This is a genomic window from Rhodococcus sp. ARP2, assembly GCF_001029585.1.
In the GTDB taxonomy this organism is placed as follows: domain Bacteria; phylum Actinomycetota; class Actinomycetes; order Mycobacteriales; family Mycobacteriaceae; genus Rhodococcus_F; species Rhodococcus_F erythropolis.
In genome coordinates this window covers 55663-78705 of record NZ_LEKE01000089.1, presented here as the reverse complement: position 1 = coordinate 78705, position 23043 = coordinate 55663, and the positions used below count along the sequence as shown (strand labels likewise).

Here is a 23043-nt window from a genome sequence, read left to right as displayed (position 1 = left end):
GGACGATCTTCGCAGAACGTCCGCCAGCCCGCAGGTTCTCACGCCGCCGATCCAGTCCGGGTCAGCGACCCCCTACGAACGGAACGTTGACGAAGCTCGGCCGATCCGCAGCCAATTCGATGTGCTGCGGCTTCAGTTGGCTGTCGGCAAGCATCGGCCCGAGCGCCAGGTATCGCGGCACGCTGGCAGCGTAGACGTCGACGCGGAGCCGGTGACCGGGTTGTAGCACTGCGTCGGTCGGGAGCATGTTGATGTCGACGGCGGTGACCTCACCGGGAACCACCGGCTGACGCGTGTCGATCGTCAGATAGTGGTGCGGTTCACTGTAGTCACCGTTGGCCGAGCGAGTGCTCTTGGAATCGTCGACCGCCCGGAGCGACGCAGTCAGAGCGCCGTTCGTGATCGGTGTCGATGTTCCGTCCGGCGCTACGTCGTTGACCGTCGCTGCCCAGAATCCGTCCGTCGCGTCCAGGACTGTCTCGAGGTGGACGTTGATCGGGCCCGAGAGTGAGGTCGGCTCCGTGACTGCCTCACCGGTGAACGTCAGACCCTCCGCTTCCTGGAATCGGGAATCCTTGGAACACGACGCACCGAGCACCACGGAGATCCCGGCAGTGCCCTGAGTTCCGTCACCGGAGCAGAAGCCTCGCAGTCCGGGTGCGACTGTCAATCGCGCTGCGGCACTGGGCTGGTCACTGGTCAGTGAACCGTCGTAGGCCGCGTGTGCGGCAGTTCCGCTGGGCGCGGAGTTCAGATACATACGTTCGTACGTCGCGCCCGCTCGCGGGAACTGATCATCCGTGATCCATCCGCCACCTTGCTGGAACATCGTCACCGGACCGTATCGCTCGATTCCGTTGTCGATGCCCTTGAGCCACTTGTCGAACCACGCGCGTTCGAGTACGTCGAGGCGAGGCGGCGCACCGTCCTTGCCGAATCCTCCACCGGGAGTGACGTGATAGCCGTTGCCCATGATCAACTGCTTCTGCCCGGCCGGCAGATCGATTCCGTTGTAGATCCGCGGCTCGCTGTTGGCGAAGATGTCGTGCCAACCGCCGTAGACCATCGTCGGAACAGTGATGTTGCCGACGTCAGCGGATCGGTCCTGATAGAACTGACCGTCCTGTGCGACTTGCAGAGTCGACGGTGACACGTCCTCGATTCTCTGGGCCGTCATCGCTTGTACCAGTTCAGGAATCAGGGTGCCGGGATCCTCGAGGCGGCTCGCCAACCACAGTGGATCGAAGTTGCCTTGCAGGATGTCCTGAACGTTCGGAATGAGTTTGAGCCCGTTGACCGCGGTCAGCCACAACGGCATGAACCCGACTCCGAGTCCGCCACCGGTTCCGACGATGTCGCGTAGCAGATCGTTGCCTGGTTCGACCGGGAAGATTGCCTTCAACGCAGGCGGATTGTTACTCGCGGCCTGTACGGAGTTGATCGCGGAGTACGAGATTCCGGCCATCCCCACTTTGCCGTCGGACCACCCCTGCTTGCTCATCCAATCGATGACTTCGACCGAATCCTGTTGCTCGCGCTTGCCGAGCACGTCCCAATTACCTTGGGAGAAGCCGGTTCCACGTGCGTCGACCACTACCTGCGTGTATCCGTTCTGGACCAGATCACGGTTGACGCCGAGAACCCTGGCGCCTCCGCCGGCAATGACGCCCGTCAACTCCGAGACTCCGTCGAACGGCGCCGCGAGGTCGAGCGAGTTCGCCACGTCCATCAACGTCTCACCCACCTGCGGGATCGACAGAGCTGAATCCACCAACGTGTCCAGCAGTTTCGTGTACGGAGTTATGTTGAGAACCGAAGGCGCCTTCGATTCCACAGCGCGCCCGGACGCATCCGCCGGTCGGTACACATTTGCCTGCAGAACCGTGCCGTCACTCATCGTGATGGGTACGTCCCACTCGACGGAGACGCCCGGATACTGCGGCGCAGTCTCCGTGGCCGCGAGCCAGGTCTGTCCGTCCGACCCTCCCGTCGGATCCGCGGAAGCGACGGCGCTCGGCACCGTCAATCCCACGACGCACAGCCCCACCGCAATCGTTGTCGACCTTCGACGTAGAAGTCGTGTCCTCACGAAAACCCCAATTTTCTGTTGTGATGACCCAGCCCTGCCCCCACGACAGTGACCGGCGTCACGAACTTACCGGATAGTAACTTTCGTCCCATATGTCGTCAATAGGTCTCGATGCCGCCCGGACGGCTAGCTTTGAAGATGTGTCACGATCTCCCCTTCCCGTCCGCGACGGCCTGAACCCGAGTCGCATCCGTCAGCCAGACGACGGCATGTGGGCGACGACGCTCGACTACCTGCTCGAACGGTTTCCCCAGGACGCCGTCCGCCTACGGGAGAAAGTCGCAGCCGGGGAGGTCGTCGACGAGAAGGGCGTCGCGATCACCGAGACGAGCGGTTTCGCCCCCCGGCGTTTCGTCTACCTGTACCGCGACGCTCCCGTCGAAGCGCGGGTGCCGTTCGAGATCGACATCCTCTACCGGGACGAAAACATCCTGGTCGTGGACAAGCCGCACTTTCTCGCGAGCACGCCCCGCGGGCGATACATCGCCGAATCGGCCTTGGTGCGGTTGCGTCGGGATCTCGATCTGCCGGAGTTGAGTCCAGCGCATCGCCTCGACCGCGTCACGGCAGGACTGCTGCTGTTCACCGTGCATCAGGCGGCCCGGCGCGGCTATCAGACCATGTTCGCCGAGCGTCGCGTCACCAAGGAATACGAGGCCATCGCGCGTTACGACGCGCAGGTGAGCACTCCCGTGATCGTGCGCAGTCGCATCGTGAAAGAACGCGGCGTGCTCAAGGCCGCGGAGATCGAGGGCGAACCCAACAGCGAGTCGCGGATCGAACTGATCGAGACGCGAGACGGCTTCGCGCGGTACCGGTTGACTCCCCATACCGGCAAGACCCATCAACTTCGCCTGCACATGACCTCGCTCGGGCTCCCGATCCACGGCGACAACTTCTATCCCGACTTCTACGACGTTGCCGCAGAGGATTATTCGAACCCGCTGCGCCTGCTGTCGAAGGTTCTCGAGTTCGAGGATCCCACGACCGGCCGGCTGCAACGGTTCGAAAGTCGGCGGACCCTGTCCTGGCCGGACGAATCAGGCCGTGGCGACTCGCCGTAGGGACCCCGGACCCTTCCACTGCGCCTCCGATACCGGGAGGATGGAAGCGCAGACCGCACCGCAAGAGGAGACCAGATGAGCAAGACCGCCGTCGTACCCGAAGCCGTACGGGAGATCGAGCGCAAGTACGAGGCGCCGGCCGAGCAGGAAGTTCCCGCGCTGGGTGGACTTCCCGGTGTCGTCGGCGAACCGGTCCACGACTCGATACAGCTCTCTGCCACCTACTTCGACACCACCGACTACCGGTTGCTCGCCGAGAAGATCACGCTGCGCAAGCGTGAGGGCGGCGATGACGCGGGGTGGCACATGAAACTTCCCGCAGGCGAGGACACTAGAACCGAAATCCAGCTTCCCCCGGACGAGAGCACCGATGTGCCCTCGCCGCTGGCGAGTCTGATCCGGGCGGTCATCCGCGGTCACGATCTGGTGCCGGTCGCCCTGATCATCACCGATCGGGAGCGCACCAGACTCAACGGCGAAAACGGCGTTCTGCTTGCCGAAGTGGTCTCCGACACCGTCATCGCCTGCAAGGCAGACGGTTCCGGTGAGTCGACGTGGCAGGAAGTCGAGGTCGAACAAGGCGCAGGCGGGCAAGCCCTGGCCGATGCAATCGAGTCGGTTCTACTGGACGCGGGGCTCGAGCGTTCTGCGAGTCCGTCCAAACTCAAACGAGCACTGGGCACTTCGGTCACTCCATACGTCGGCCACGAGGTCACCACTGGCAAAGCGTCGAATCCGCGAATTCTGTTGCGTAATTATCTCATCGAACAACTACGCGCACTGGTCGCCGCGGATCTCGGAACGCGCCGCTCCGACGACGAAGCAGTTCACGACTTCCGGGTCGCAGCACGTCGCATTCGCAGCGCTCTACAGTCGTACGCCGGTCGCTCCCCCAAGACCGACGATCTCATCACGGATCTTCGGTGGATCGGTGGAAAGTTCGGTGACGCCCGCGACGTCGAGGTCCAGTGGGAGCGTCTCGTGGAACGACTCGGTGAAATCGACGAGATGCCCGAGCGAGAAGCAGTGCGCGCTCGAATCGACGAGCACTTCTCGGCCCGCGGTGAAACCGCACAGGAAACCGCCCTCGAAGCGCTCGATTCCGAGCGCTACACCACACTGCTCGATCGACTCGACGAGTACGTCGGCGACCTCGAATTCGACACCGCCGCCCACCGTGTAGGAAAAAAGGCGTCGGCACGAGAGCTGGCGCATACCCTGCGCCATCTAGCTCACAAGGTCGGTAAGCGGGTCGATCACGTCTTCGATGCCGATACCCGCACCGAGCGTGACGAGCGAATGCACCGCGCACGCAAGGGCGCCAAGCGGATGAAGTACGCGATCGAGGTCATGGAACCGGTGTCGAAGAGCCGGGCCAAGCGCGCCTTGAAGCATTTCAGCCACTTCCAGGATGTTCTCGGCGAGCATCAGGATTCCGTTGTAGCCCAACATCACCTGCTCGAAATTGCTGCGGAGCAGGAGCACACCTCGCTCACCAGTTTCGGATTGGGCATGGCCTACCGACGAGAACTGGAAATCGCCGACGGGCAATCAACACTGCTCCGCAAGACGTGGAAGGAAGCCGTCAAATCAGCGTCGTCACTCTGGTGACCAGGCTGCAACCAGTCGACCGATCTCGATCATTTCAGAGGAGTAGACATGAACACACTTGCAGGACACCAGGACGTCGTCGCCGGTATCGACGGATCCGAGGCCTCGACGGCGGCGGCCCGGTGGGCAGCCTCGGTCGCGAACGCGGTGAACTCACGACTGATTCTGGCGCATGCCCTGCCGCAGGAGGGTCCGATTTACAGTCCCGCTGCAGTGATGTTGCAGTCGCAGTTCCTCAGCCAGATCCGCGAAGACGGCGAAGCGATCATCGATGCCGCCGCCGCGGTGATTTCAGCTGAATTCCCGGAACTGACCATCGAATCCGAGATCGCACCGGGCCCGGCGTCGACGCACATCCTCGAATCCTCGGGTACCGCACGCCTGATCGTGATGGGGTCGACCGGATCCGGCGCACTGCGCTCGCGGCTACTCGGATCGACCGCACTGAAGGTGGCAAATCACGCAACCTGTCCGGTCACCGTCTGGCGTGGTTCGGCGGAGAATCCCGGTCCGGATCAACGTCCCGTCATCGTCGGAGTCGACGGAAGTGCGTTGAGCAAGAAGGCCGTCGAGTACGCGTTTCGTTATGCCGATCAGTTCGACGCGCCGCTTATCGCGGTCCACACCTGGCAGGGCTCGTCCACCTTCCGCGAAGGCGGAGCGGGAATCCTCATCGACTGGGAGGCCGTCGAGCAGGAGGAATCAGCACTGCTGGCAGAGAACCTGGCCGGCATGGCCGATCAGTACCCGGACGTGCCGGTCACCCGCATCAGTGAACCCGGCGCCGCCGCCCCCGTCATGCTCAAGTACGCCGACGATGCGCAGTTGATAGTTGTCGGAAGCCACGGCCGCAGTGCGATGGCCGCCGCCGTGATGGGCTCGACCAGCCAGAATCTGCTGCACCATGCGCCAGGGCCGGTCATGATCTGTCGCACCTGAATTGCTGTGCGCCTTTATTAACCCCCCGCGGTTAATAAAGGCGCACAGCAGGGGTCAGGCGAGGCCCGTCCCCACCAGCTGACCTACTCCGTACGTCACAGCCATCGCGAGCGCGCCGCCGATCACCACTCTCAGCACCGCTCTGGTCTTGCGGGCTCCGCCGAGCGTCGCGCTGATCGTCCCCGTCAGTGCAAGTGCGATCAGCACTGCAAAGAAGGCGATGGGGACGCGGATACCCGTCGGCGGCAACAGAATTGCGACCAACGGGATCGCCGCACCGATCGTGAACGAGATTGCCGACGAAATCGCCGCATGCCATGGATTGGTGAGATCGTCCGGGTCGATACCCAATTCGACTTCGACGTGTGCCGCAAAAGCATCGTGCTCGGTCAATTCTTCGGCGACGCGGCGGGCCGTCTCCGGACTCAATCCCTTGTTCTCGTAGATCTCGGTCAGTTCCTGGAGTTCCGCCTCCGGTGTCTCGAGGAGTTCCTTCTTCTCCTTCTGCAGGAGTGCGCGTTCGGTGTCTCGCTGAGCGCTGACCGAGACGTACTCACCCAACGCCATGGACACAGCACCGGCAACCAGACCAGCGAAACCGGCCGTGAAGATCGCGGAGCGCTCGGTTGTGGCTGCCGCGACACCGACCACGAGGCCTGCGGTCGAGACGATTCCGTCGTTTGCCCCCAGAACACCTGCACGCAGCCAATTCAGGCGATTGTTCAAACTCGGTGCGTGAGGTTCCGATTCCCCACCGGGCGCCCCGTCGGTCAACTGCACACTGTCTCCGGACATGGCAACAGATTAGGACGATCAGTCCGGTTGCGATAGCAATCTGAGCCTGTCCTTCGCGTACTGATATATTCCCAGACAGAACCCAACCAAGCATTTGCTAGGTTATGAACGGCACACCTCTGGAGGCATTGTGAGCGCAGCACGCACCGCTTTTGTCAGCGGCGGAACCGGTGGAATCGGGTCGGCGATCGCCCTGACTCTCGCCGAACGCGGGCACGACGTCGCCTTCACCTACCGAAACAACAAGAACGCTGCCGAGCAACTGAGCGAGCAGATTCGAGCGCATGGCGTGCTCGTCCACTCGTATTCTCTCGACTTGACCGACGAGCTGTCGATCAGCGCCGCCGTCCGCGATGCGGTCAGTGATCTGGGCGCATTGACGACCCTCGTCCACGCTGCGGGACCGCACGTCCCGATGACGCACCTCTCGCGCGTGACGCCGGCGTTCTTCACCGAACAACTGAACCAGGAAGCCGCGGCGTTCTTCACACTCGTCCACACCGCCCTGCCTGCGCTGCGGGCATCTTCGGGTTCGGTGGTAGCGGTGACAACCGCGGCAACGGATCGTTTTCCCGTGCGCGACGGACTCTCCGCAGGCACCAAAGGGGCTGTCGAACAACTTGTTCGCGGATTCGCCGCAGAGGAAGGACGCTACGGCGTTCGGTTCAACGCGGTAGGACCAGGCATGTTGACGGACGGAATGGCGGAGCGACTGATCAACTCCGCCGAACTCGACCAGAGCGCACTCGACGTGACGATGAGCCGAATTCCGTTGAAGCGCTTCGGATCAGCTGCCGACATCGCCGAAGCAGTATGTTTCCTCGCAAGCGACGCGGCCGGATTCATCAGCGGTCAAAAGCTCAACGTCGACGGCGGCTACACCGTCTGAGCGCTATCCACCCAACTTGCGAAAGACCAGTCGCACGGCAAGTTCGAGGTGCGCCATCACCTCGTCCGTCGTCATCCGGCCGGCAACCCACGAGACCAGACTCGACATCCAGACGTCGTCGATGACCTTCACCGCATCCATCTGCTGTTGCGAGACTTCCTCGACGCCGATCGCCTTCGCGAACATCTCGGTCACGACCCCACCGAGCGCGTTGAGTTCCGGAGTCGCCGACGCGTCCGCGAACATGTACGCCCGAACCAACGCTTCGTAACGGAGGTGATCGGTCTCGAGGACCTCCGTATTCTTGCGCAGCACAAACAGAATTCGGTCCGACGGAGTCTCACCCGGGATTACAAAGTCCTGGAATCTGTCACGCAAACCCTCGAACATCCACAACAATGCGACGACAAGCATGTGGTTCTTGGACGGGAAATACCGGTAAACAGTGCCGATCGCGACGCCGGCGCGATCGGCCACCGATCGCATCTGCACCGCGTCGTAGCCGCCTTCGGAGGCGGATTCCATTGCGGCGTCGACAATCCGGCGAAAACGCGCTCGTTGCGACGGCGTCGTACGACGTCCGGTCACCGAGCTACGTTCGACCACCGACTGGTCTGCCTTGTCGCCACCTGCCATGTCCACAACCCTAATTAGACGTCGTTTTGCCGACTCCCAATGTAGCCGCCCAACGCAATCGTCGGGTGCATGACTGCCCGCTTCCGAGCTGGCCGCCAGTAAGACTGGCCGAGATCAGGAAGCGCGCCGCGGCCGATCGGATCGGCCGCGTCTACGTGGATCTTCCGACCAGTCGCGCGACGGTGCGCGTCGGCCCGGCGCTTGAGTCCGGCGCCGGTCGGGTTGCGGCGCCCGTCGCTCCGGTCGGCGTTGACCAGTAGGGGCCGGCTGGGCGCGGCGAGCAGGCGGCCGACGTCGGTCAGTCTGTGGCTTCTTGGCAATGCCGAACCGAGGCTTGCCGAAGACCAGCGGAATCCAACCGCGACCGCTGCTCTCGGCAGAGGCGACAGCCTCGGGCTCACGGAAGGCTGCGTGCGCGATGAGCCCGAACATCAGCAAGGTGGTGATCATCGACGTTCCGCCCGCCGAGATGAGCGGTAGTTGCAGACCGGTCACCGGAATCAGGCCAACGACGTAGGCGATGTTGATGAACGCCTGCACGACGATCAACGTCGTTGCCGTCGCCGTCATGACCTTGAGGAACGGATCGGTCGACCGCTTCGCGATTCGCAGTCCGACGATCAGAACCGCGGCGAAGAGAGCAACGACGATCAGCGCACCGACCAGACCCAATTCTTCACCGATCACGGCAAAAATGAAGTCGTTGTGCGCCTGAGGGAGGTAACTCCATTTGGCGTCGGACTGCCCCAGACCGCGACCGAAGATGCCGCCGTTCGCCAATGCGTACTTGGCCTGAGTGCTCTGGAAGTTCAAGCCTTGCGGGTCGAGATCAGGATTGAGGAAAGCCTTGATGCGATCCGAGCGGTAACCAGCAGTAAGCCCGAGCACGAGAAATGCGACTGCGGAACCGAGCGTGAGGCTGATGAACGTCTTCATCCGGAACAGCCCGAACCACAGCACCGACATGAAGATGATGCCGATGGTGATCGTGGTTCCGAGGTCCTTCTCCAACACCACCAGAACCAGAACCAGCAGCGTCGTCCCGCCGATCACCGGCAGCGCGCGGTTGACATCCATCCGCGCGTTCATGAACGACGCAACCGTCGCCGCGGACCAGATCGCCAGAGCAAGTTTGGCCAGCTCCGACGGCTGGAAGGAAATACCCGCGATCACAAACCAGCTGCGAGCACCCATCTGTTCCGAGCCGATACCTGGAATCAGCACCAGGACAAGCAGAACAAGACACAGGATCAGCAGCCATGGTGAGGCTCTACGCATCGTTTCGGTCGGCAACCGCACGACCGCCACGAACATCACCAAACCGATCGCTGCGAACATGCACTGCGGCCAGAAGCGGGCGTAGGACGTCCCGGACAGAACATAGGATTCGACGCCCGAAGACGACAGCACCATCAGCAGTCCGAACGCGACGATCAGCACGACCAGACCGACGATCATATGGAAATCGAACAGTGGCCGATTCGTCCACATCGCCGTTCGAGCGCGGAAGGGTGTCGATGTGCGGTCACGTTTGTCCGACGATCCACGGGGTGAGTTAACTGGCTCTCCACTCCCGCGACCGTTGGGCTTGTCTTCACTGCGACCGGTCACCACACAAGTATCGTCCCACGACTCCTAACCCATGGGTAACACAAGTCCCATGAGTCACACGGGCTCGGCCTCCCGAGGTCCATGTAGACCCACGAAATACCAGGTCACGTCCTTCGCCGGCGTCGGTCTGCCACCGCTCCCGCCAACGAGAGCGTCAACATGACCACGCAGACGGCAAGCGCGATCCCGAACGCACGTCCGTATCCGTCGGGCGACGATCCGAGCACACCGAGATACAACCCCGATACCGCGGCCAGCGAGATGGTCGCTGACAGGCGCTGAGACAGTTGAAGGAAACCCGCCGCAACACCGTTCGCGCCCGGCGGTGCATATTCGAGAGTCAGCACCCGATTGGGCGCGTCGACCAAACCGCTGGCAACTCCCGACAACACCGCCAGGACCACCAGCACCGGGATCAGATGTTCCCGCGGAATCAGATTGACCGCTGCGATGTAGCCGAGGATGACAAGGATCTCGCCGACTATGGCAAAAACCACCGCACTTCGGCCGAACCTGGCAACCAGCCGCCATCCGAAAGCCGACGTCAATGCCATCGCGAGTGAGCTACCGGTCATGATCAACGCCGCACTCAGCGGGGCGAAGCCCAAACCCTCGATCAGATAGAGGCTGAGCACCGCGTTGACGGCGAGGATGGATCCGAACCAGAAGAGTGCAACCGTCGTACCCAACCGGAAGCCCCGTGAGGCGATCAACGACGGAAGCAGTACCGGCGTCCCGCCGCGCTCGGCGTACCGACGTTCCCAGAACCAGAAGGCAACGGCAGCGCCGAACGCACCGATCAGGAAAGCCGCAGCCACAGTGACACTGGTTCGGGTCACGATGGGCCACAACAGGAGCCCGGTCGTAGTCGCCAGCAGACACAGCCCAACCGGATCGATCGATGCGCCTGATCGGGTAGTTCGATCACGGCGCAGAAAGCGAAACGCCAAAATCAGAGTGATCACGGCAAACGGCACGTTGAGAACGAGAAGCAACCGCCATCCGAAGTCGGCGTCAGAATACTTCAGCAGAACGCCACCGAGGATCGGTCCGGAAACGCCGGCCAGACCACCCGCGGTGCTGTACGCGCCTAACGCCTTCGCCCGAGCCTTTCCGGACACCCGGTCGGTGATGATGCCGAGCACCTGCGAACTGATGGTGCCTGCGCCGATCCCCTGCCCAAGACGAGCCAACACGATCATCGACGGATCCGACGCACATGCTCCGAGGATTCCCATCACAGCGAAAATGCTCAGCCCCGCCAAGAACAAGCGTCGACGCCCGACGACGTCACCGAGTCGGCCCGCCGGCACAAGGGCCAAGCCGAAAGTCAGCGAATAGCTCGCAAGGATCCACTGCACCTCGGAGGTCGACGCGCCCAGCGACGCCCGGATCGACGGAACCCCGATTCCGAGCACCGCCGAATCGAGAAGGGTGGTGAAGCCCGCGGCTACGCAGACGATGATCTCCCAGCGGACGGCCGAATCGAGCTTGGTGGATTCGGCCGCCGCTGTGACCGTGTGGGACAGGACCCGTTACCCCGCAACTTCAGACGCGGCCCGACGCGTGAGCGGCGGTCGCAACCCCAAGTGCTCTCGCAGCGTCGACGTGGAGTACTCGGTGCGGTACGCCCCACGCTCCTGCAGTTCCGGGATCAACCAGTCCACGATCTCGTCGAGCCCGGTCGGCACCAGGTACGGCGAGATATTGAAGCCGTCCGAAGCTCCGTTGCGCACCCAATGGACCAACTGATCTGCGACCTGCCCCGGGGTGCCCGCAAAACCCGAACGCTGCGAGGTCTCGATGGCGACCTGACGTAGCGACAGGTTCTTTGCCTCGGCGAGAGCCCGCCATTCACGTGCAATCGCAATGGGGTCGTTGCCGTCTCGCGCGGAACCGCGAGTCTCGGACACCGGGCGCGCAACCGGATCTTCCTCCGGTAGTGGACCGTCCGGGTCTCGGTCGGAAAGGTCCTTCCCCCAAACCAATCCGACGAGGGACAGTGCGGTTTGGCCGGTGAACTGACCTTCGAGGACCCACCGCGCCTTCTCTTCGACCTCGGACTCGTTCTCCGCCAACACGATCTGCGTGCTGGGCAGGATCTTGACGTCGTCCTCCGGTCGCCCGACGCTACGCAACCGAGCCCGAATGTCGTCGGCGAAGTCGAGCGCGCCGTCGAAATGCGTCCCGTGTCGCGAGAAGATGACGTCGGCGTGCGTCGCCGCGAAATCGCGTCCAGTCGGCGAATCGCCCGCTTGAAAGATGACTGGATGTCCCTGTCTGCTGCGAGGAAGCGTCGGCGTCACGGAGATGTCGAACTGCGAAGTCTGGCGGCGTACGTCGCTCACGGCTCCCGGAGTCGACCAGTTCTCGGACGTGCGAGAGTCCGAGATCGCGTCGTCCGCCCACGAATCCCACAGTGCCCGTGCAGTTTCGATGAACTGTCCGGCACGCTCGTAACGCAGGGCGTGGTCGAGGAAACCACCGCGACGGAAATTCTCTCCCGTCCAAGCGTTGTCGGTGGTCACCGCGTTCCAGCCGGCCCGTCCGTCGGAAAGTAGATCGAGGCCGGAGAGTCGACGGGTGAGGTCGGCCGGTTCGTTGTACGTGGTGTTCTGTGTCGCGACCAGCCCGATCTTGTCGGTGATACCGGCGAGGGCGGCCAACTGCGCAATGGCGTCGGGGCGGCCGGCGATATCCAGATCGAGAATCTTGCCGTTCTGCTCGCGAAGACGAAGGCCCTCACCGAGGAAGAAGGCGTCGAACAGACCTCGCTCGGCGGTGAGTACCAACCGCCGAAACGTCTCGAAGTCGATCTGGGATCCGCTCGAGGAATCGGACCAGATGGTGGTGTGGTTGACCCCTTGGAAGAAGACGCCGAAGTGAACGTGAGCGTCGGGTCGAGGTACGGCGGAGCGTGATGCAGTCATAGCCGAAATGTCCTTAGCGCGAAGTCAAGTCAGGAGGAGTGGACGAATCGATTTGCGGGCCGCTGCAGGCCGAGGTTGCCCCTCAGAGTCGATCCCGGAACCGGGCGTCGCGTCAATCCGGACTTCGACAGCGCCGGAAGCACGAATTTGGCCAGCACCGGAAGGTCCTCGTCGATCACGAGAGCGTGGAAATGAACACCGTCGAGGTGTCCGGCCAATTCCTTCAGAACCACGGCCGCTTCCCCCGGATCTGCAGCCAGGAGCAGTCGGCCAGTGACGACGGCATTCCCGTACGAGTTCAGCTCGATCAACCGCTGCGCCGCAGACAGATTCGGCGTATCGAATGCCACATCGACCTCGGCGACCACCAATGACGCGCCCTCATCGCGCGCCTTGGCAGCCGACTGTGCAATGGCCTCCACCGAATCACCGGAAACGAGAACAACATCGGCCTGGTGTGGTTCGATGGCGCCGTAGCGGCCGAACACCACCAACTGGCCTTGCGGCGGCCGCGGAACGATTGACGGCCCCTTCACCGAGAAGGTGTCGCCCTCGAAATTGACGTAATGCAGACGATCACGCTCGAGGAAACGCCCACTGAGATAGTCACGGACGACGGCGTCGTCCTCCCACGAATCCCATAGATCTGTCACGACGGTAACCGAATCCCGCTGCTCCTGCTGACGCGCCGACTCCGTCGTTACCGGAGCCCTCCCCCACGCCCTCGCCGCGGCATCGTCTTCGACCGGAACAGCAAGCCAGCCGCCACGCCCACGCGAGGAGTAGTCCAATGTCGCCAATTGCGAAGAGGTGTGGAACGGTTCGGCGTAAGTGGTCCCGACGACGGGGACCAGTCCGATCGTGCTGGTCGTCGCTGCCACGTATGACGCCCTGGAGACGGCATCGATGCGGCCGACAACGTCACCACTCGGAGGGAGGATGGAATCGTCGAACGTCGCGAAGGTGAAGCCCGCATTCTCGGCAGCCGCGACGCGATCGCGCACGGCCTTACCCGTGAGCAACTGATCCGGGCGGTGTGAGCTTCGGCGCCAGGCAGCGGGGTGAGTGCCCTCGCCGTCCAGTTCGATACCCACGGCAAATACAGTCATGTGTCCTCCATCGGTCCTGGCGGTAGCACCCACACTGCGCAAACGAAGCGGGTTGCTGCGGCATCATCGAGCCAGGTCTCTCAGCCACTCTGGATGGTGGATGCAATCTATGCGGGCGACGCTGAACAAGTCAAATCACGATCGGCGAATCATATTGACCAACAACATATTTCAATACAATCATCCTGATCGAAAGGGTTGCGCAACGCTAGCCGACGTAGACACCAAAGAGCCCCGCCCGACTCGCGTCGGACGGGGCTCTCGGTGTGCGCTGGAACGCTACTTCGCTCCCATCCATGCCTGATCGAACAGCATGATGCCGGTTGCAGTCGGAACCACACCGTGCACGTTCTTCTGCCAAGCCCAGAACGACGTGAGCCCGCCGATCGGCGCCGACGGAACCGTCTCGTTCCACAGCGTCTGAATCTTGCCGATGATCGCCAGGGTCGACGAATTATCCTTGGCTTGTTGTAGATCTGCGATCAGCTGATCCATCGCCGGGTTCGCATATCCAGCAGTATTCGCCATCGAGGTGCTGTTGGTCGTGGAGAACAATCCGAGATCGAGAATCGACTCGTACATTCCGATGCCCGCGTGCGCGAGGTCGAAATCGTGCTTGACGTAGACGTTCTGCACGATGTCGCCGGCGTTGTTGGCCAAGATCAAGTTCACCTCGAACCCGACGGCCTGCAACAGTGACTGCACGGCGAGGCCGATCGCGTGGTCCTTGGGCTCACTGAGCACGACGTAGTCGAGCGTGCCGTCGTATCCGTCTGCCTTCGCCTGATTCAGAAGCTCCTTGGCCTTTTCGGGGTCGTAGGCAATACCCGGTGTGTCTACGTGCCATTGCGACGTCGGACCGAACAACTCCGAGCCAGGCAGTCCCTCACCGTTTTCCACGCGCTGATCGATCAATGTCGTGTCCAGCGCGTAGCCGATAGCCTGTCGAACGCGAACATCCGAGCCCGGTCGGCCTTCACGATTGTTGACAATCTCGGCACTACCGGCGTTGAGCACGTCGATGTAGCCGGGGTAACCAGCGGACTTGGCGGAATTGATCGCCGAAGTAAGGCCGCGAATGTAGGCAACATCGAGCTGACCGCTGTTCAATGATTCGAGATTGGCCTGCGGACCGTTGAGTGCAACCATCCGCAGTTTGTCCAGCTTGGGAGCACCGCCGTAGTAGGACGGGTTGGCCTTGAAGATTCGCTCGACACTCGGTGTGAAGAGATCTTCGGTGAAGGGTCCGGCACCCACCGCGGTGAACTTGTCGCCTTGCTGCGAACTCGGGGCGACGATCATCCCGTGCCCGAGAGCGAGCATCGACGGAAAGCGCATCCACGGCGTTTTCAGCTTGAAGTCGACCGTCGTGGGACCGCTTGCCTGCGCCGATTCCACCGAAGCCAGCCACAACTCGGCGCCATTGCCCTTGCCCGCGTTGTACCGATCGATGCTTGTGATCACGGCGTTGGCGTCGAGCGCGGAACCGTCGCTGAACTTCACACCGTCGCGAAGTTTCAACGTCCACGTGCTTCCGTCGTCGCTGGTATCGAGCGATTGAGCCAACTTGGGCTCGAACTCGCCGCTCGCAGTGTCGTAACTCATCAGGACGTCGTACACAGCAGCGAAGGCCTCACCGCCGGAACCGCCGCGCGCTGCCGTCTTGGTCGGGTCGAGTGAGGGAACGAGCACCTGCACGCCGTACGTCATGGTCCCGCCGGCGACCGCGTCGCCTGGGTCCGGTTGCTCGTTGACCATGCCGGTCACGACGTCCCCCGACGTGTTCGTCGTATCGGTCCCGCTGTCGTCACCGTTGCTCGCGCAGCCCACCAACAGAACCCCGGTACCGAGCAACGCGACGGCGACCCGGCTGACTTTCCCGATGCGCCAAGATCTCGAGTGCGACACGGAGATTCCACCTCACTTCCAGTAGACGCAGCCACGGATCGGCCGCAATCGGCTAATAGTGATGTCCTCTGTGGAGTGACGCCCAGCACGTTCCCGGTGACCGGAAATATTCACGCAGACAAAGGATGCGCACAACTGAGATGATCGGGCCGAGTGGTTGACGGCGACTGACATCCGAACACGAAAAAGCTCCAACCTTATGTTCGAAGAACATGAGATTGGAGCTTGTCGATAAGAATTATGGTGGCCAGGGCCGGGATCGAACCGGCGACCTTCCGCTTTTCAGGCGGACGCTCGTACCAACTGAGCTACCTGGCCGGACGGCACCCGAACCGAATGCCTATCGCATTGCTTTGTTCTCAACCAATTGATTGAGAACAAAGCTTTGCGACCCTGACGGGACTCGAACCCGCGACCTCCGCCGTGACAGGGCGGCGCGCTAACCAACTGCGCCACAGGGCCTTGCTTTTTCCTTGCTGTGAAACCGTACTACATCTTCGAGCCGCTCCCAAACCACTGTCCTGGCCTGGCATTTGTGCATCTCAAAGCGTGTCGTGCGGGTCAAACCATACTGCATCGTTTCGCTTTCGCAAAACGTACCCCCTACGGGATTCGAACCCGCGCTACCGCCTTGAAAGGGCGGCGTCCTAGGCCGCTAGACGAAGGGGGCCCGCCGGATCTCTCCGAACTAGTACCCCAACGGCGTTCCGTTGGGAGCTTGGATAGCTTATGGCACAGCGTTCGGAAATCACAAATCGCCTGGTCATGGGCAAAAAGTGGACTATTCCGCGTCGGGGAACTCCACTTGTGGCCAGCCGTCGCGATGAAACTTCTCCAACCACTCCGGTGTGGCCATGGCTTCGAGCACCACTTCGAGGGACTCCTCGAACCACACACCCAGATCGCCACTCGAGGCAATCAGGTCCGCCATGTACCGCTGGCCGGCAAGGCTCGCTGCCAGTACGCGCGTGAATTTCTCCGGGTCCACGTCTTCGCGGAGCAAACCGTCGTCCTTGGCGCGCAATGCCAACTCGTAGGCGGTCTTTCCCCAGACCTGCCCGCCACCAGATTGCACATCCTTGTAGAACTCCGGCTCGATGATCAGCCGGAATTCCGCCTGCACGATTACCTCGGTACGGAAGACCTCGGCAATGTCGAGCACGAGCCCGTGCAATGCGACGAATGGATCGAGGTCTGTTCTCTTGGCCCAACGATCAGTGATTCCAGTGAAGGTTTCGATAGCCGAGGTCAGAACCGCTCGCGCCAACTCTTCCTTGGACTGGAAATGGAAATACATGGCGCCTTTGGTGGCGCGGGAGCCCTCGAGGATCGTGTTCACCGACGCAGCTGCATAGCCGCGCTTGGCGAATTCGACTGCAGCCGCTTCGACCAGGGCGGCGCGGGTACGCCGCGCACGCTCTTGTTGACGTGCCATTTACGGTGTTGTGCCTCTCGCAGAGTTGGTACGCAGAATCGCCGTGATCGGCGCCTGTCATCCCCCGAAACCTCACAATATCCCCTCCAACACACCCTACGTAAGGACTAGAGCGATACCCGCCAAAAGTACTAGAGGCAATCGGCTGTTCGGGGGACAACAACCGACTTTATGCCCAAAAGACACCAAGTGGTATGGTTTTGGCCGCTCGGGTGCGCTGCAGGGGGTGCGCATCCGAGCTTTTTCGTGTCCGAGATTCCGATAATCCGACCTCGCAGACGGAACTGCTTCGCCGACGGATGAACGGCAATCCCAAGGTTTTAAACAACTAATGCGATTGTTTATTCCCCAGTTTTTGTCGAAACCGTGCTGGCAGCATCGAAATAACACAGTTAGACTGTCTAAATGAACGATGGCGAGGGTCGCATCAAGACTCGGGACGAGATCGACGTACTTTGGGACGATCTGGGTGCCTTCGTCCGGCGTCTTCGCACCAAACGCCACGACCACAAACTCACGCCGAGCCAGATCCAAGCTCTCGGCCACCTCGACCGACAAGGTCCGTTGACCGCAAAAGCGTTGGCGAAATTCGAGCGCGTCACACCGCAATCCATCGCCAAGACCGTGGCCGCGCTCGAGGAACAGGGCATGGTGACGCGAAGGGCGGATCCATCGGACGGCCGCGCGGCCCTGGTCACGATGACCGAACTAGGCACATCGACCCTTCACGAAGACCGAACGAAACGCACGCAGTGGCTGGCCGAGGTCATCGACGCCGAGTGCACCGAAGCCGAGCGTGACTTGCTGCTGATCGCCGGCCGCATCCTGCGCACACTAGGCCAGGACGCTTCCCCGCCATCAGCATCGACACCGATATCAGAGGAGTCACTGATGAACCCGTGACCGCCGTCGCCGAAACGTCGACACCCCAAGCCTCCGTTCCCCTGAAACTGAGTCTTGCTCTCGGTTCGGGAACCGTCCTTCAGGCACTGAACTCGTCGATGATTGCGGTGGCAATCGTCCCGATCGCTACATACTTCGGTTCCAGTTCGGGCACAGCGTGGGTCATCTCGGCTCTCTACATCGCGACTGCAGTCACGGCACCGGCGGCTGGCCGACTCGGATCGATCCTCGGCGCCAAACGCGTCTATCTGGCGGGATTGGGTCTGATCGCTGCCGGATCGATCCTCGGCTCGCTCGCCCCGTCACTGGGTTGGCTTATCGCGGCGCGAATTCTGCTCGGAATCGGCACGGCGACACAGTATCCGAATGCGATGACCGTCATCCGCGAATACGCTGACCGTCACCGGGCTCAAACCCGTTCAGCTATAGCAACACTCACCATTTGCGCTCAATCGGTCGTCGCGCTGGGGCCTACTCTCGGCGGGCTGCTGGTCGGCACACTCGGTTGGCAGTCGATCATGTGGGTGAACCTCCCGCTTGTCGTCGTCACTGCCGTATGGGTCTTCTTCGCCGCTCCGAGCGACTCCGCCCTGCCCGACCGGGCCGGCGCCACTGCGTTGTTCAAGTCTCTCGACCCACTCGGTATCACGCTGTTTCTAGCCCTGACGACGTCGACGATGCTCTTCCTCCTCTCTCTCGCCGAGCACGCGAAGTGGTATCTCGTCCCGTCGACGGCCCTCTTCGCGTTCCTGTTCGTCTGGTGGGAACGTCGAACCACCTCGGCGTTCATCGACGTCCGTGCCATCGCCCGAAACCGCGCACTGAGCATGACTCTCGGCCGGACCCTGCTGACTTACACAGCGTTCTACTGCATCTTCTTCGGACTCCCCCAGTGGCTACAGGTAGCCCGCGGAATGTCACCGATCAGCGCCGGGCTCTTCATGCTGCCCGTCGCTGCGGTCGGGATCTTCGCGACCATGTCCGCGTCCAGGGTGTACGGGAAATTCGGCGCACGAATCACCCTCCTGATCGGCACCGCCGCGTTGGCTGTCGGCGGGATTCTGATCGCCTTTGTCGAATCCAGTTCGACTCCCCTTGTGGCACTCCTGCTGATAGCGGCGATCCTGGGCATCCCCAACGGCTTCAACAACATGGGAAACCAGAACCTGATCAACTCGGTGACCACCTCCGCCGACGTCGGGACCGCGATCGGCCTTTACCGAACAATCCAGTACATCGGCGCCAACCTTGCGGCCGTCGTCATCGAGCTGACCATGCGCGGAACCATCGACGACGCGGGTCTGCATCGCACGGGCGGGACCATCGCCGTCATCGGAATCGCCCTTCTGGTGGGGGTGGTGTTTTCACGGACTCTGCGGTCCCGTTAGACTCTGCGCCGCGCCCCTATAGCTCAGTTGGTAGAGCTACGGACTTTTAATCCGCAGGTCGTAGGTTCGAGTCCTACTGGGGGCACAAACACAGACCCGGCGCCTCATTCAGAGGCGCCGGGTCTTGTGCGTTCATGCCACATCAATTCGTGCCACATCAATGCATCAGCAGGTCATCGAAGCAGGAACTCGAGGGTCACGCGCTCGAATGCCTCCTTGGCTTCGATCATCACCCAGTGCCCGCAGTTCGGGAATACATGCAGTTCGGCGTTCGGAATCAGTCGCATCGGAATCATCGGCATGTCCGGTGGACACTGCCTGTCGTCGAGCCCCCATGTCAGCAAGGTCGGGCATTGCACCTTGTGCATCATCGACCAGTACGGCGGCACATCCGAGTTGGACATCATCTGCTGCTGAGCGGCAAAGGCTTTGGATCCGTACATCGCGGTCAATGCCTGGTGCGAGGCCGGATCGTTGGCCGTTTCCCATCGTTCCTCGATCCGCGCCTCGGTGACGACAGTCTTGTCGTACACCATGCATTCGAGCCATCGAACCAACTTCTCACGGCTGGGAGCGTCGGCGAAGTCCTGCAGGAGACGGGTACCTTCACTTGGATTCTGACTGAAGATGTTCGGGCCGACGCCACCGATGGTGACCAGCCTGCAGACACGCTCCGGGAACCTCATCGCGACGTTGACGCCGACTACCCCACCCATCGAATTGCCGATCATCGCAGCCGATTCGATTCCCAGCGCGTCCATGAATCGGATCACCGACGACGCTGCCGTGATCACCGGATGGCCGTCGACGGGATCGCTCACGCCGAAACCCGGGAACTCGAGGATGTAGCAGTGGAAATGCTTCGCGAATACCTCGAGGTTCCCCCGATAGTTCCGCCAACCACTCACACCGATCCCTGAGCCGTGCAACAGGATCAACGGCGGACCATCGCCCGCCTCGTGATAGCGCAAAGTCCCCTTGTCGGTAGCGACTTCGCGTTTGGTCCCCTCATAGGTCACGTCCATCACGCAAGATTAGAACGTGTTACAGATTCAGGACGGCTGATTGCGGAACTTCGCAACCACCGTCAGAAGCATCCCCCGCCACCTCGACGCCCACTGCGATTCGTGGACTTCTGCTCGCTCGGTTTCGACTTCCCCGGCCCAGCCTTCACACATCGGTTGGGGCGCCGCACTTGCTCGAAGTGTCCGGCGCTCACAACATGACCGGCCACACTCACCCGGACAGACGTGTCTGCGCGGGCGGTTCCGACTTCCGCCGAACCCAACGTCAACGCGAATGCAGCCACCAGCACCAGGGCTACCTTCTTCGAGATCTTCATTGGCACGGCCACTGAGACACGGTTCCACTCCAGATACTGAACAGGTGCGCGCGCCGAAGGAACACGCTGAGTGTCGACGATATTCAGTACGGGTGGCCGGCCGCGATCCTTTAGCTCACCAGTATCTGAACAGTCGACAACAAAAGTTTGGGCGGCACGTCAACATCCCGAGGGCGTCAACGAGCCAACGACCAAGCTACGCACCAATACTGAGAATCACGTAAACATCGTGCAGACGCCGGGGCCGGCGCCTTTCGAAACTCCCCCAAAGCGATGTCCAGGTTCACGTCCTGCCTGAATCGTTCTGTTTGGTACTTTTACCCCCTGAGACGCACTCCTCAGATTCGCTGTCGACCCAGCACAAACGGCGTGCAGTACAAATCGGATACTGCGGCCCGCGAACGCCTTACCAAGCACTCACGAAAGCCCGGGCAAACATGACCGAAACGGAAACCACAGTGCGGGACGACCCGCCGCGGACGCCATTCGAACCCGAGGATCGCTGGGTTCCCGTCGACCGTAGATGGTTCGGCCTGGACCGAGCGACCATCATCCCGGCAGCGATAGTGCTGGCCGTTGCGATAGTCATGAGCATCCTCATCCCGGCCGTCAACAACTCTGTCGCCTACGACGACGAAGTCGTGGCCGGGGATGTCATGGAACTCAAAGACGGCATCACCTTCGTTCCCGCCGTCGGCTGGGGAATCACAGACGGGGTCCGCGAAACTGATGCTCCCGTCTCCGGTTCGTTCCCGCAGCGCGCAACTCTGGTGAACAGCGGTGCACTGTTCACCGTCTACACGGCACCCTTCGCCGGTGACGCGAACGCTCTACTCGAACAGATCAAGAAGACCTCGGACGCCCTGGCAACAGCAGAGTCTTTGCGCGTCAGCGGCGACTCTTCCTCGATCACCACGGCGAGCGGCATTCGTGGTGTTATCACCAGCTACTCGAACTCGACTGCCGACGGCGTGATCGCAGCATTTGTCGTCGACGGAAAAGGCATCGAAGTTGTCTCCACCGGGCCGAGCGATGTGGCTCCGACCATCACGGACGACATTGCTCACATGATCGTGAGCATCAGCCACCGAGCCGGAGAGGGTTCCTGATGAGCACGCCCACAACACAACCCGCAAACGATCTCCTCACCCGCGCCGGTGCGATCGAGAACTCCGGTTGGGGTAGGTCGTTCACGTTCTACCAGCCGCGCAACGCCGCTTTCTGGGTTTACCTCGCTTTGGTGGTGAGCGGCGCCTTCAAATTCTTCTCGCTGCTGTCGTCGTCCGCCGGCGCTTACGGAGAAGCCATCGCGCTTTCGCTGGTGCTGTTCGGTGTGTACGGCGCCATCTTCTGGTGGTTCACGCAGCACATCGACAGGTACGCGCGCCAACCGGTCAAACTGATCGTCGTTGCGTTCCTGTGGGGCAGCTTCGCCGCTACATGGGTGATGGCCGCAAACGCCAACGACGCCATCTTGTCCTTGTACGCCAAGACATTCGGACAGGCGTGGGCATCGGACTGGGGCCCCGGCCTGACAGCTCCGTTCACCGAAGAAATCGCCAAGGGCATCGGGGTGCTCCTGCTCATCGCACTGGCATCTCGATTGGTGCGCACCGCATTCGACGGATTCATCCTCGGCGCCTTCATCGGACTCGGCTTCCAGATCTTCGAAGACGTTCTGTACGCCTTGAACTCGGCCGCGTCGCAGTTCGGAGCCGATCCGGTCGGCGCTGCGATGCCGACGATCATCCTCCGCATGGTATTCGGAGTGGCCGCACACACTCTGTACAGTGCGATCTTCGGTGCCGGACTCGTCTATCTACTGGGACGGCCGGCGGAACCGCGTCGTGTGGGGCGCGGACTCGCGCTGATGGCGACCGCGATGCTGCTCCACGGCCTGTGGGATTCCGCCGGTGCCTTGACACAAGGCAAGAATGCTCTCCTCTTTCCGCTCTTCTTTGTCATGGTCGCCGCTGCATTGACCCTCGTGGTCCGCGTGTTTCGAATGACGGTTCCACGTGAACGCCAGTTCCTGAGCGACATCCTGGCACCGGAAGTCGACCGTGGTGTCATCACGGACGAAGAATTCGTCGCTCTGTGCGGCGACCACAAGGCACGCAGGGCTTTCCGCAAATCTGCAGGCGGACACGCGGCCCGTAAACGCGCCGAATACGTCCTCGAAGCCGCGGCAGACCTCGCCGACGCTCTGGCAGACTCCCACGGAACCAACACCGGCCGAGTCGAATTCGCTCGATCCGAGGTAAGTCGTATCAGGAGTGGTCAGCCGTCGGTCAAGCTCTGACCCGCTCCGAACTGGAATTCAACGCCGCGTTCCCTCGTGCGAGAGCACAAGGGAACGCGGCGTTGGCCATTGATCACGTTGCACATCCGGTT

At 61.8% G+C, this 23043-nt stretch carries 19 protein-coding genes, 4 tRNA genes and 1 riboswitch; of the genes, 9 read left to right on the top strand and 14 right to left on the bottom strand.

What is annotated here, in order from left to right; translation table 11 throughout:
- Nucleotides 1-61 precede the first annotated feature (61 nt).
- The gene (locus tag ABX74_RS24275) at nt 62-2089 is read right to left on the bottom strand and encodes a CocE/NonD family hydrolase (RefSeq protein ID WP_047889858.1); all 2028 of its coding nucleotides are present in this window, start codon (nt 2087-2089) and stop codon (nt 62-64) included.
- A 140-nt stretch (nt 2090-2229) separates the two neighbouring features.
- Between ABX74_RS24275 and ABX74_RS24270 the strand changes: the two genes are divergently transcribed.
- From ABX74_RS24270 to ABX74_RS24260, 3 genes are all read left to right on the top strand, one after another.
- Nucleotides 2230-3153, top strand: a complete 924-nt coding sequence (locus ABX74_RS24270) for a pseudouridine synthase (protein WP_082148549.1) — start codon at nt 2230-2232, stop codon at nt 3151-3153.
- Between the two features lie 75 nt (nt 3154-3228).
- A complete protein-coding gene (locus ABX74_RS24265) occupies nt 3229-4764 on the top strand; it encodes a CYTH and CHAD domain-containing protein (protein ID WP_047889856.1) in 1536 nt (511 codons plus the stop codon).
- A gap of 48 nt (nt 4765-4812) precedes the next feature.
- Nucleotides 4813-5703 carry a universal stress protein gene (locus ABX74_RS24260; RefSeq protein ID WP_047889855.1) on the top strand — a complete coding sequence of 297 codons (891 nt, stop codon included), beginning with the start codon at nt 4813-4815 and terminating at the stop codon, nt 5701-5703.
- A 54-nt stretch (nt 5704-5757) separates the two neighbouring features.
- Here ABX74_RS24260 and ABX74_RS24255 read toward each other — a convergent pair whose 3' ends face one another.
- The gene (locus tag ABX74_RS24255) at nt 5758-6498 is read right to left on the bottom strand and encodes a VIT family protein (RefSeq protein ID WP_019745057.1); all 741 of its coding nucleotides are present in this window, start codon (nt 6496-6498) and stop codon (nt 5758-5760) included.
- A gap of 130 nt (nt 6499-6628) precedes the next feature.
- Between ABX74_RS24255 and ABX74_RS24250 the strand changes: the two genes are divergently transcribed.
- On the top strand, nt 6629-7387 hold the full coding sequence (locus tag ABX74_RS24250; RefSeq protein WP_047889854.1) for an SDR family NAD(P)-dependent oxidoreductase: 759 nt from the start codon (nt 6629-6631) through the stop codon (nt 7385-7387).
- 3 nt (nt 7388-7390) lie between these two features.
- On the opposite strand, the gene ABX74_RS24245 is transcribed toward ABX74_RS24250, so the two are convergent.
- The 10 genes from ABX74_RS24245 to ABX74_RS24200 form a co-directional block, all read right to left on the bottom strand.
- Nucleotides 7391-8023: a TetR family transcriptional regulator gene (locus ABX74_RS24245; RefSeq protein WP_019745059.1), complete on the bottom strand. Its 633-nt coding sequence runs from the start codon at nt 8021-8023 to the stop codon at nt 7391-7393.
- A gap of 114 nt (nt 8024-8137) precedes the next feature.
- Nucleotides 8138-9514 (bottom strand): putative lipid II flippase FtsW, encoded by a 1377-nt coding sequence (ftsW, locus tag ABX74_RS24240; protein WP_020908900.1) that lies wholly within the window; start codon nt 9512-9514, stop codon nt 8138-8140.
- A gap of 224 nt (nt 9515-9738) precedes the next feature.
- Nucleotides 9739-11100, bottom strand: a complete 1362-nt coding sequence (locus ABX74_RS24235) for an MFS transporter (protein WP_164840885.1) — start codon at nt 11098-11100, stop codon at nt 9739-9741.
- 69 nt (nt 11101-11169) lie between these two features.
- Nucleotides 11170-12564 (bottom strand): NtaA/DmoA family FMN-dependent monooxygenase, encoded by a 1395-nt coding sequence (locus ABX74_RS24230; RefSeq protein ID WP_047889853.1) that lies wholly within the window; start codon nt 12562-12564, stop codon nt 11170-11172.
- Between the two features lie 29 nt (nt 12565-12593).
- On the bottom strand, nt 12594-13673 hold the full coding sequence (locus tag ABX74_RS24225; RefSeq protein ID WP_020970591.1) for an LLM class flavin-dependent oxidoreductase: 1080 nt from the start codon (nt 13671-13673) through the stop codon (nt 12594-12596).
- Nucleotides 13674-13677: 4 nt separating this feature from the next.
- Nucleotides 13678-13773: riboswitch (SAM riboswitch) on the bottom strand.
- A 179-nt stretch (nt 13774-13952) separates the two neighbouring features.
- Nucleotides 13953-15581, bottom strand: coding sequence for an ABC transporter substrate-binding protein (locus ABX74_RS24220; RefSeq protein WP_029256108.1), 1629 nt, complete (start codon nt 15579-15581; stop codon nt 13953-13955).
- 241 nt (nt 15582-15822) lie between these two features.
- Nucleotides 15823-15899, bottom strand: a tRNA-Phe gene (locus ABX74_RS24215).
- Between the two features lie 70 nt (nt 15900-15969).
- Nucleotides 15970-16043, bottom strand: a tRNA-Asp gene (locus tag ABX74_RS24210).
- A 135-nt stretch (nt 16044-16178) separates the two neighbouring features.
- A tRNA-Glu gene (locus ABX74_RS24205) sits at nt 16179-16251 on the bottom strand.
- A 111-nt stretch (nt 16252-16362) separates the two neighbouring features.
- Nucleotides 16363-17016, bottom strand: a complete 654-nt coding sequence (locus ABX74_RS24200) for a TetR family transcriptional regulator (protein ID WP_019745065.1) — start codon at nt 17014-17016, stop codon at nt 16363-16365.
- Nucleotides 17017-17421: 405 nt separating this feature from the next.
- Between ABX74_RS24200 and ABX74_RS24195 the strand changes: the two genes are divergently transcribed.
- The 3 genes from ABX74_RS24195 (at nt 17422) to ABX74_RS24185 (ending at nt 19392) form a co-directional block, all read left to right on the top strand.
- A complete protein-coding gene (locus ABX74_RS24195; protein ID WP_047889852.1) occupies nt 17422-17919 on the top strand; it encodes a MarR family winged helix-turn-helix transcriptional regulator in 498 nt (165 codons plus the stop codon).
- Nucleotides 17916-19307 carry an MFS transporter gene (locus tag ABX74_RS24190; RefSeq protein ID WP_047889851.1) on the top strand — a complete coding sequence of 464 codons (1392 nt, stop codon included), beginning with the start codon at nt 17916-17918 and terminating at the stop codon, nt 19305-19307. Before ABX74_RS24195 ends, ABX74_RS24190 begins: the two co-directional genes overlap by 4 nt.
- A gap of 12 nt (nt 19308-19319) precedes the next feature.
- Nucleotides 19320-19392 (top strand) — tRNA-Lys (locus ABX74_RS24185).
- Between the two features lie 88 nt (nt 19393-19480).
- Here the strand turns inward: ABX74_RS24185 and ABX74_RS24180 are convergent.
- Together ABX74_RS24180 and ABX74_RS30215 are read right to left on the bottom strand one after the other, a co-directional pair.
- Nucleotides 19481-20332, bottom strand: a complete 852-nt coding sequence (locus tag ABX74_RS24180; protein WP_047889850.1) for an alpha/beta fold hydrolase — start codon at nt 20330-20332, stop codon at nt 19481-19483.
- Nucleotides 20333-20394: 62 nt separating this feature from the next.
- Nucleotides 20395-20661 carry a hypothetical protein gene (locus tag ABX74_RS30215; protein ID WP_133727009.1) on the bottom strand — a complete coding sequence of 89 codons (267 nt, stop codon included), beginning with the start codon at nt 20659-20661 and terminating at the stop codon, nt 20395-20397.
- A gap of 425 nt (nt 20662-21086) precedes the next feature.
- Here ABX74_RS30215 and ABX74_RS24175 point away from each other — a divergent pair, with 425 nt between their 5' ends.
- Together ABX74_RS24175 and ABX74_RS24170 are read left to right on the top strand one after the other, a co-directional pair.
- Nucleotides 21087-21758 (top strand): hypothetical protein, encoded by a 672-nt coding sequence (locus ABX74_RS24175; protein WP_046379179.1) that lies wholly within the window; start codon nt 21087-21089, stop codon nt 21756-21758.
- Nucleotides 21758-22951 (top strand): PrsW family intramembrane metalloprotease, encoded by a 1194-nt coding sequence (locus tag ABX74_RS24170; protein WP_047889849.1) that lies wholly within the window; start codon nt 21758-21760, stop codon nt 22949-22951. Before ABX74_RS24175 ends, ABX74_RS24170 begins: the two co-directional genes overlap by 1 nt.
- The last annotated feature ends 92 nt before the right edge of the window (nt 22952-23043 follow it).

What these genes read in the sequence shown, in the direction of transcription:
- ABX74_RS24265 (WP_047889856.1), top strand. Translation starts at nt 3,229, where the DNA reads ATGAGCAAGACCGCCGTCGTACCCGAAGCCGTACGGGAGATCGAGCGC.
- ABX74_RS24260 (WP_047889855.1), top strand. Translation starts at nt 4,813, where the DNA reads ATGAACACACTTGCAGGACACCAGGACGTCGTCGCCGGTATCGACGGA.
- ABX74_RS24255 (WP_019745057.1), bottom strand. Translation starts at nt 6,498, where the DNA reads ATGTCCGGAGACAGTGTGCAGTTGACCGACGGGGCGCCCGGTGGGGAA.
- ABX74_RS24245 (WP_019745059.1), bottom strand. Translation starts at nt 8,023, where the DNA reads ATGGCAGGTGGCGACAAGGCAGACCAGTCGGTGGTCGAACGTAGCTCG.
- ftsW (WP_020908900.1), bottom strand. Translation starts at nt 9,514, where the DNA reads ATGTGGACGAATCGGCCACTGTTCGATTTCCATATGATCGTCGGTCTG.
- ABX74_RS24230 (WP_047889853.1), bottom strand. Translation starts at nt 12,564, where the DNA reads ATGACTGCATCACGCTCCGCCGTACCTCGACCCGACGCTCACGTTCAC.
- ABX74_RS24225 (WP_020970591.1), bottom strand. Translation starts at nt 13,673, where the DNA reads ATGACTGTATTTGCCGTGGGTATCGAACTGGACGGCGAGGGCACTCAC.
- ABX74_RS24200 (WP_019745065.1), bottom strand. Translation starts at nt 17,016, where the DNA reads ATGGCACGTCAACAAGAGCGTGCGCGGCGTACCCGCGCCGCCCTGGTC.
- ABX74_RS24195 (WP_047889852.1), top strand. Translation starts at nt 17,422, where the DNA reads ATGAACGATGGCGAGGGTCGCATCAAGACTCGGGACGAGATCGACGTA.
- ABX74_RS24180 (WP_047889850.1), bottom strand. Translation starts at nt 20,332, where the DNA reads ATGGACGTGACCTATGAGGGGACCAAACGCGAAGTCGCTACCGACAAG.
- ABX74_RS24175 (WP_046379179.1), top strand. Translation starts at nt 21,087, where the DNA reads ATGACCGAAACGGAAACCACAGTGCGGGACGACCCGCCGCGGACGCCA.
- ABX74_RS24170 (WP_047889849.1), top strand. Translation starts at nt 21,758, where the DNA reads ATGAGCACGCCCACAACACAACCCGCAAACGATCTCCTCACCCGCGCC.